This is a genomic window from Streptomyces sparsus, from assembly GCF_054776295.1.
Genome location: NZ_BAAHCA010000131.1, coordinates 1 through 8547, shown reverse-complemented (window position 1 = coordinate 8547; position 8547 = coordinate 1). Strand labels below are relative to the sequence as shown.

Here is an 8547-nt window from a genome sequence, read left to right as displayed (position 1 = left end):
CGGCCACCCGCAACGCGCCGCCCGCGCGGTCCAGCCGCACCACGACGTCACCGGGCGCCGCGTGCTTCACCGCGTTGGTGAGCGACTCCTGGACCAGCCGGTACGCGGCCAGGCCGACCGGGGAAGGCAGCGGCCCGCCCTCGCCGTGCCGGTCGTGGACCACACAACGAAGCCCGCCAGGGGCGCCGTTGGTCCGCGCACGCTCCACGAGGGCGGGCAGCGCGTCCAGGGTGGCGACGGGCGCGGGGGAGCCGCCCGCCCCCGCCTCCCGCAGGATGCCGATCAGGCGCCGCATCTCGGCCAGGCCCTGCACGCTGTTCTCCCGGATCACGTCCAGCGCCCGGCCGGTGGCCGCCTCGTCGTCCAGCGACTGGGCCGCCGTGGCGTGGATCGCTATCGCGGACAGGTGGTTGGCCACCAGGTCGTGCAACTCGCGTGCCACCCGAGCCCGTTCCGCCGTCACCGCCTGCACCCGATCCATCTCGGCCAGCAGCGCGGTCTGTTCGGCCCGCAACGCCGTCCGCTCCGCCCGAAGACGCTCGGCGGCAGCGGTGTCCCGGTGCCCGCGCACCAGCATGCCGGTGGTGGCCGGCGCGACGGTCAGGAAGCCGAAAACCGCCCCCAGCAGGACGGCGGAGGCCTCCTGGAACAGGGCGAGCGCGAGCGCCGTCACCGAGACCGTCGCGAAGACGCTCAGCCGGACGACCGTCCGGGACAGGCGGGCGCTTCCGTACAGCACCGCCGCGTAGACCACGTCCGTGTACAGCAGCAGGGTGGCGAGCAGCGAGCCGGCCCACAGGTCCGCCACCAGCGCCGCCGTCGCGACCAGCACCACCCAGACGTTCGCGGACCGCCGCAGCGTGACCGCGAGGCACATCACGCCCAGGGCCAGCAGCAGCAGCGGCTCGTTCTCGGCGACGTTCCGGCCCTGGCCCTTGGTGTAGAGGTCCATGGCCCACAGGGCCAGGCCGCAGACGAGACCGGCGGCGGCGATGAGCAGGTCGTCGCGGTGCGGGCGGGCCAGACTCAGCGGCATGAACCCATCTCAGCACGTCGGAGCCGCCCCGGCCCCGGCCGGGCGGCGGAGAACACCGGGCGCCGACTACATCGAACGATGCAGTGCCCACTCCTCAGCGGCGACGATGCCGGCGGGCCCCTCCGTGGCGGATGCTGAGGTCCACATGGAGAGGGGTTCCCGTGATCGTCGCTCTGATCATCGCCTGCGAGATCGGCTTCTGGGTGATCCTGGCCGGTGGGCTCGCGCTGCGCTACCTGGCGGGCATGCCCCGGGCGGGGGTCGCCGTGCTGCTGTGCGAGCCGCTGCTCGAAGTGGTGTTGCTGGTCGCCACCGCGCTGGACCTGCGCAACGGCGCCGCACCGGACTGGAAGCACGGCCTGGCCGCCGTCTACATCGGCTTCACCGTCACCTACGGCCACTACCTGATCCGCTGGGCGGACGGCCATTTCGCGCATCGGTTCGCCGGTGGTGCCCCGCCGGTGAAACCGCCGCGTTACGGCATGGCCCGCGCGCTGCACGAGTGGAAGATGTCCGCCCGCACGATAGGCGCGGCCGCGATAGCCGCCGGTCTGCTCCAGGCCGCCATCTGGTACGTCGGGGAGGACGGAAGCACCGCGTCGCTGGTCGCCTGGCAGCAGCGCATGGGCTTCGTCGTCGTGATCGCGCTGATCATCGCCGCCAGTTACACCATCTGGCCCAAGCGGCAACCGTCCGGTGAGGCCCACCCCGACGGCGAGGAGCCGATACGGGCCTCGGACGGCGGCAGCGGCGGCCGGGAGCGGCTGCACGGGTGAAAGGGGGAGGGGCGAGGGAGAGGGGGCGTAGGTGAGGAGGTGGACACGCCCGCGGGGGAGACGGCTCGGCGCCAAGCCGGGAGGCGCGGTGCCGCGGGCCCCGGGCTCCGTCACTCGCGCGGCGTGAGGCCTACCCGTTCCCGTGCCCGGTGTTGCCTTCCGGCGTCCGGCAGAGCTGGTGGCGCAGGGTCTCGAACACCCACTGCTCCCACTGCGCGGCGGACCAGCCGCGTCTGCGCACGAACAGCAGGTAGAGCTCGGTGCTGAGCAGCCCGTAGAGCACGTCGGCGGCCTGTACCGCCGACACTCCAGGGCGGGCGTCCGGTTTCGTCGCCAGGCTTTCCGCGGCGGAGAGCTGGAGTGCGTAGCGGGGGTCGTGGTCGGGTCGGACCATCGAAGCGACCGCCGGATCGGTCGCCATCGCGGCGTGCAGCATCCGGGCCAGCGGGGCGACGCGTTCCAGGATCTGCCGGGTCCCGCGCACATGCGCCCGCAGCTGCGCCTCGGCGGTCGGCGCGGCCAGTGCCGCACGGAACCAGGGGCGGTCCGCCGTGGTCACGGGCTCCTGGTCGCCGGTGAGGGCGAGGTCGATCAGGCCCTTCAGCAGCGCACGCTTGCCGGAGAAAGCGAGGTGGACCGCCTGCAGCGTGACCCCGGCCCGATCCGCGACCTGCTGGAGTGACGTCGCGTCGTAGCCCTGCCGGACGAACAGCTCCCGGGCGGCTTCCAGGATGCGCTGCCTCCGGCGCACCCGCTCGTCCCGGCTGTCCGTCACCTCTTCGGTGCCCATGTCCGGAGCGTAGCCCCGGAAGGGCGACACCACAGCGCACGGGAGAGCGGCCCCATCCACTGTCAACCCTCCGTTGACAGCGGGGGACTGTCAACCTAGGGTTGCCTCATGGTGAATCCCGCTGGACCCTCGCACCCAGTACGTCTCGACGACCTGATCGACGCCATCAAGAAGGTCAACTCCGACGCCCTCGACCAGCTCTCCGACGCCGTCATCGCCGCCGACCACCTGGGTGACGTGGCGGACCATCTCATCGGTCACTTCGTGGACCAGGCGCGCCGCTCGGGCGCGTCCTGGACGGACATCGGCCGGAGCATGGGCGTCACCAGGCAGGCCGCCCAGAAGCGCTTCGTGCCCAAGGACCCCAAGGAACCGAACGACCTCGACCCCAGCCAGGGGTTCAGCCGGTTCACCCCGCGGGCCAGGAACGTCGTCATGGCCGCCCACAACGAGGCACGGGAGGCCGGCAACGTCACCATCCGCCCCGAGCACCTGGTGCTGGGCCTGCTCAGCGAGCCCGAGGGCATCGCCGCCCGAGCACTGCTGGCCCAGGGGGTCGCCGCCGACGCCGTTCGACGGGCCGCGAGTGCGGTGCTCCCGGCCGCCTCGCAGGAGGCACCCGACCTGGTGCCGTACGACGCGGCCGCCCGCAAGGTCCTGGAGCTCACCTTCCGGGAGGCCCTGCGGCTGGGGCACAACTACGTCGGAACGGAGCACCTGCTGCTCGCCCTGCTGGAGTGGGAGGACGGTACCGGGGTGCTCACCGGCCTCGGCGTCGACAAGCCCGCCACGGAGGCGGAGGTCGCCACCGCCCTCGCCGCACACACCGCCGCCGCGCAACAGGACTGACCTGCTGCCGTTCGCCGGACGCCGCGCCGGGCGGTGCGCCCGCTGCGGCCGGGGTGCCGGATGCACGGTCGTCCGGCCGCTGCCGTTCGCGCGGAGGTCGCCGCTCGCCCGGCCGTCAGTCGATGAGGGAGGAGGGGGCGGCGGTGAGCGGGCCGCCCGCTTCACCGGTGTTCACCACGCCGCTCGGTTCGACGAGCAGCGCGGTGACCTCCGACTCCGCCTTCGGACAGTGCTCGACGCCACGGGGGACCGTGTACATCTCGCGCGGCCCGAGCACCACGTCACCGTCCCGCAACTGGATGGTGAGGGTGCCGTCGAGCACGATGAACACCTCGTCGGTGTCCTCATGGGTGTGCCAGACGAACTCGCCCTCGATCCGGACCAGCTTGATCTCGTAGTCGTTGAGCCTGCCGACGACCTTGGGTGACCACTGTTCGGAGAACAGCTTCAGCGCGTCGTCGAAGTTGACCTTGCCCGGGGTGCGCATCTCCCCATCGTCGTGCACACGACGCCCACCGGACAAGGCGTGCCCGCCGGGGACGCGGTGGTTTCCTGGTGCCGGCCGCCCGGCGGTGGACGTCAGGCGCGGGTCAGGGTCGCGGCGCCGAAGGACACGTCGAACCGGTCGCACCAGATGCTCACGCTGGAGTACGCGTCCAGGTCGGCGTCGGACGGCAGGGCGTAGTTCTGGCTGCCCTTGTTGCCCTTGAGCTCACCCAGGTCGAGGTAGGCCCCGTCATCGAAGACACCCCAGCCGTCCCGCCCCGGCTTGACCTCCGCGTCGGTGACCCACACCTTCAGATCGGGGCCGTTGCTGGTGTCGAGGTTCTCGATCCGCAGCACCTGCGACCCGTCGGGCAGTTCCACGATCCGCACGCTGCCGGTGGTGGCGTGCTCATGGGTGATGAAGTCACCCGTGGCGAGCGTCGTCGGGCCTGCCGGGGTCGGCGGCTGCTCGGAGCCGTCGGTCCCGTCGGCCCCCTCGGCGGCGCTCGGGGCGTCGGACTGCTGGGCGGAGGGTGCCGAGCCGGGCAGGGCCTCGTCCACGGTCCGGTCCGTCCACAGCCTCCACGGCTGGAACAGGTAGAGGCCTATCGCCACGCACACCAGTCCGACCGCCAGGACCCCAAGAATCATCGGCTTCCGCCGCCGGTTCGCGTGCTGCATCGCTCTCCTCCGCCTTACCGTGTCCGGGTGCACGGCATTACACCCCGGCGGCGGTCCCCGCGTCCCGGCTGAACGGCCCGGACGGTCTTACGATTCCCTGACGTCACCCGCGCCCGGCCGTCACCGGGTCAACGGCGGGCCGCCACCGGGTCACCGCAACGACGGGCACCGGCTCAACGCCCGGCCGTCACCGGGCCGTCGTCCGTACGGGCTCACCTGCGCGACGGACCGGAGGCGTCACCGCTCGCCGCCCGGCACCCAGAGCACGTCGCCGACCTCGCGGTTCGCACTGCGCGCCAGGATGAACAGCAGGTCCGAGAGCCGGTTCAGATATGTCGCGGTGAGCGCGTTCATCGTCTCGCCGTGCTCCTCCAGCGCCGCCCAGGTGGACCGCTCGGCGCGCCGGACGATCGTGCAGGCCTGGTGGAGCAGGGCGGCCGCGGGGGTGCCGCCGGGGAGGATGAAGCTGCGCAGCTTCTCCAGCTCGGCGTTGAACCTGTCGCAGTCTGCCTCCAACTTGTCGACGTAGCCCTGCTCCACCCGCAGCGGCGGGTACTCGGGGTCCTCCACCACCGGCGTGCAGAGGTCGGCGCCGACGTCGAAGAGGTCGTTCTGCACCCGGGTGAGGACCTTGGCGATCTCCTCCGGCAGGTCGCCGAGCGACAGGGCGACGCCGATGGCGGCGTTCGCCTCGTTGGCGTCGGCGTACGCGGAGATCCGCACGTCCGTCTTGGCGGTGCGGCTCATGTCGCCGAGCGCGGTGGTGCCGGTGTCGCCGGTTCGTGTGTAGATGCGCGTCAGATTGACCATGGGCCGAGCCTAACCGGGCCGCACGGCCCCGGACGGGCTGCCGGCCACGCCCGGGGCCGTCGGCGGTGACCGGTCCGGGAGGGGTGGACTCGCAGCCCATCGGGGCTCGAGCGGCCGGGGCTATCGTGGCGGTATGTCCGCCCCCGAGCTGGTCCGCATCGTGTCCCGCGACTCCCCGATGGCCCTGGCGCAGGTCGAGCGGGTGCGCGCCGAACTGGCCGCGCACCACCCGGGCACCACGACCGTGGTGGTCCCGGTGAAGACCACCGGTGACGTCTGGATGGGGGCGCTCTCGGCGGTGGAGGGGAAAGGCGCCTTCACCAAGGAGGTCGACGCGGCGCTGCTGAGCGGGGCGGCGGACCTCGCGGTGCACTGTGTGAAGGACGTTCCCGCGGACCGCCCGCTGCCGCAGGGCACGACGTTCGCCGCATTCCTGGAGCGGGACGACATCCGGGACGCGTTCGTCCACGTCGAGGGGCGCACCCTCGACCAGTTGCCGGCGGGGGCCCGGATCGGCACCTCGTCGGTGCGCCGGGTCGCGCAGCTCGCCGCCTCGCACCCGCACCTGACCTGCGTGCCGTTCCGCGGCAACGCCAACCGACGTCTGGCGAAACTCGCCGCGGGAGAGGTCGACGGCATCCTGCTGGCCGTGTCCGGGCTGGAACGCATCGGGCGCCGCGACGTCATCACCGAGATCCTCCCGGCCGAGACGATGTGCCCGCCCATCGGCGCGGGAGTGCTGGCCCTCCAGTGCCGGGAGTCCGACACCGAGCTGATAGACGCCGTGTCCGAGCTGAACGACCCGGCCACCTACCGTGAGACGACCGCCGAGCGCATGTTCCTGCACGTGCTCCAGGGGCACTGCAACAGCCCGATCGCCGGCTACGCCCGCACCACCGGCGACGGCGAACTCAGCCTGCGGGGTTGTGTGTTCACCGCGGACGGCAAGACGGTACTGGACGCGACGGAGACGGCCGGCGCGTTGACACCGGCCGATCTGGGCGCGTCCGTCGCCCTCACCCTGCTCCGCCGGGGAGCACGCGAACTCATCGACGCCATCCCGCACTGAGGCCAGGCCTGCACCGGGACGACCCGCCGCGAGGCGACCCGCGACGTGGCCTCACGTCCGGACCGCGCCGGCCGCGTCGGACGACCGAGTGTGCCGGTACGGGACCGTGGGGGGTACGTGCTGCGGGCGCGCCTGTCTCAACAGGCGGGTTTTCTTGTCGCACCTCGTGAGGAGAGCCGCGTGGGAGGAGCCCGGCGTCCTACGGTGCGGTGGCGGTGAACGCCCAGCCGTCCCGTGGCCGGGCGTCCGCGGCAGCCGGGTCTGCCGGGCCCGTGTGCGGCCCGGCCCGCGTCACGTCGCGCGGCCCGGCTGCCGCGGTCGGCACCGCCCCACTCTGGAGGTAGTGATGCGCACGACAGTGGTCATCGCACTGGCAGCCGTCGGCATGGTGCTCTCGCTGACGGTCGGTGGCGCCCTGGCATCGGCCGGCCAGACGGAACCGGACACCGGGGCGCGCACCGCCGCGGGCGGCTTCGACAGGGAGATCGACCCGGAACCGGACGCCCGCTTCGGCCCGCGGCAGCTCAACGCGGCGCAGGCCGCGGACATCGTCACCGCCCGCTTCACGGGGGCGCGGGTCGTCAAGGTCGAACTGGGTAAGGACGACAAGCGTCCCGTCTGGGAGGTCGAGGCGCAGCGTGCCGGTGACGCCTTCACGGTGGACGTGGACGCCACCGACGGCCGCGTCCACCGCCAGGCCGACCCCGACGGGTGCCATCACGGGCTTCGGGCCCTGACCTGCCGCTGACGGACGAAGGTCGCGCCGTCCGGAACCTGGAGGTCACTCAGCGGGGGCGGGTGAACGAAGGTCGGTGTCCAGCGTGCGGATCAACTCGGCAACCCGTCCACCGCCACTCGGCGCCAGGGGGTAGCGTTTGAGCACGTCAACGACATCTGTTGTCGCACGGCGCACCGACCGCTCAAGGTGTTGGGCAGCAACGCCCCGATCGTCGCCGACGGCGAGTTCGGCCGCTCTGGCCGCGTGGGCGGCTGCTCCGAGAATGTGCTTGACCTGGGTGGCCTTGGCCAGCGGGTGCAGGTAGGCGGAGGCTGCTGCGGACATCGCCGCCCACGCTGCCTCGCGGGCGGCCGCGGTGTCCGTGTTCTTGGCCGCCTTGAGTGACGCCGACGCCGTGTCGCGCAGAGATTTCCCGCGTTCGCCGCCCCGAGCGAACGCCCACGCGGCGCCGATGGCGTGTCGAGGGCGCGAGTCGTCCGGCTGATCGGCTTCGAAGACCTCAAGCACCGTCTCCGCACACGCCGCGGCGAACCTGGTGACCTCACGAAGATCCTGCGTGCTCAGAACGATCCCGTCGGTGTCCCCTGTCATGCCTGCATCTTCCTCGATCGCGCGGGACAGTGCGCGATCATCCGGTGGTGTGGCTCGCCTTCTCCCGGCGCTCGTCGGCCGGCAGTTCGGCGAAGTCCTCGGCCCGCGGGTCCGGGGTCGCCGCCCGCAGGTGGGCGAGGAGATCGTCCGCCGTCCGGCCGTTGACCTTCTGCTTCAGGGGCGCGTTGCCGCCGGGTTCGTCGTCGGGGCCGGGTGCGACGGTGCGGCCTTCGATCTCTCCCCTGCCGATGGTGCGGTCGTCGTAGGGCAGGATGCCGCCGGGGCCGGTGGGGGCCCAGCCGTCGCTGAAGCGGGCCAGCGCCAGGACGTAGGTGTGCCCCTTCTCCAGCCGCGGGGTGTCGGGGAGCGCGGCGGCTGTGAGCTTCCCGTCCTCGACCACCCAGCCGTCGGCCTGGAAGGACACGCGCGCCGGGAGTTCGGGAGCCGCGTCCCGGGTCCACAGCACCTTGCGGACCGTCAGTGTCACCGACCGGCCGACGTACTCCTCGCCGTCGCCCCGATCAGCGACCGGGGCCGCCTTCCCGTTCGTCTCCGCGTGCCTGCCCTCGCCCCCGGCCGGGATCGGCAAGCGCTTCTCGTGCGACACCTGGACCACCGCCACGTGGTCGCCGTAGGTGACCCAGTCCGTGGCCGAATCGGACGGCACCCGCGCGTCGTCGGCGTCGGCGCGCACGACCGCGCCCGCGCGGGCGTGCTCCG

The 8547-nt window shown here is 72.5% G+C and carries 10 protein-coding genes and 1 pseudogene; 4 read left to right on the top strand and 7 right to left on the bottom strand.

Features of this window, described 5'->3' with window-relative positions:
• Positions 1-1036: sensor histidine kinase (locus ACYVE9_RS09665; RefSeq protein ID WP_461027344.1), on the bottom strand; the 1036-nt coding region annotated here is incomplete at its 3' end.
• Positions 1037-1197: 161 nt separating this feature from the next.
• Here ACYVE9_RS09665 and ACYVE9_RS09660 point away from each other — a divergent pair.
• Positions 1198-1812, top strand: coding sequence for a hypothetical protein (locus ACYVE9_RS09660; protein WP_461027343.1), 615 nt, complete (start codon positions 1198-1200; stop codon positions 1810-1812).
• Positions 1813-1942: 130 nt separating this feature from the next.
• Here the strand turns inward: ACYVE9_RS09660 and ACYVE9_RS09655 are convergent, their stop codons facing one another.
• Complete coding sequence (locus tag ACYVE9_RS09655) at positions 1943-2602, bottom strand: TetR/AcrR family transcriptional regulator (protein ID WP_461027342.1); 660 nt, start codon at positions 2600-2602, stop codon at positions 1943-1945.
• A 108-nt stretch (positions 2603-2710) separates the two neighbouring features.
• On the opposite strand from ACYVE9_RS09655, the gene ACYVE9_RS09650 reads away from it, so the two are divergent.
• The gene (locus ACYVE9_RS09650) at positions 2711-3451 is read left to right on the top strand and encodes a Clp protease N-terminal domain-containing protein (RefSeq protein ID WP_461027341.1); all 741 of its coding nucleotides are present in this window, start codon (positions 2711-2713) and stop codon (positions 3449-3451) included.
• Between the two features lie 115 nt (positions 3452-3566).
• Here the strand turns inward: ACYVE9_RS09650 and ACYVE9_RS09645 are convergent, their stop codons facing one another.
• The 3 genes from ACYVE9_RS09645 to ACYVE9_RS09635 form a co-directional block, all read right to left on the bottom strand.
• Positions 3567-3938 carry a cupin domain-containing protein gene (locus ACYVE9_RS09645; RefSeq protein WP_461027340.1) on the bottom strand — a complete coding sequence of 124 codons (372 nt, stop codon included), beginning with the start codon at positions 3936-3938 and terminating at the stop codon, positions 3567-3569.
• 92 nt (positions 3939-4030) lie between these two features.
• On the bottom strand, positions 4031-4618 hold the full coding sequence (locus ACYVE9_RS09640) for a DM13 domain-containing protein (protein ID WP_461027339.1): 588 nt from the start codon (positions 4616-4618) through the stop codon (positions 4031-4033).
• A gap of 237 nt (positions 4619-4855) precedes the next feature.
• A complete protein-coding gene (locus ACYVE9_RS09635) occupies positions 4856-5428 on the bottom strand; it encodes a cob(I)yrinic acid a,c-diamide adenosyltransferase (protein WP_461027338.1) in 573 nt (190 codons plus the stop codon).
• 133 nt (positions 5429-5561) lie between these two features.
• On the opposite strand from ACYVE9_RS09635, the gene hemC reads away from it, so the two are divergent.
• Entirely contained in the window at positions 5562-6497 is a 936-nt protein-coding gene (gene hemC / locus ACYVE9_RS09630) for a hydroxymethylbilane synthase (protein ID WP_461027337.1), read from the top strand.
• 346 nt (positions 6498-6843) lie between these two features.
• Positions 6844-7245, top strand: coding sequence for a PepSY domain-containing protein (locus ACYVE9_RS09625; protein WP_461027336.1), 402 nt, complete (start codon positions 6844-6846; stop codon positions 7243-7245).
• 33 nt (positions 7246-7278) lie between these two features.
• Here the strand turns inward: ACYVE9_RS09625 and ACYVE9_RS09620 are convergent, their stop codons facing one another.
• Entirely contained in the window at positions 7279-7827 is a 549-nt protein-coding gene (locus ACYVE9_RS09620) for a putative immunity protein (protein ID WP_461027335.1), read from the bottom strand.
• A gap of 37 nt (positions 7828-7864) precedes the next feature.
• Positions 7865-8547, bottom strand: a pseudogene (locus ACYVE9_RS09615) (hypothetical protein); the annotation flags it as partial.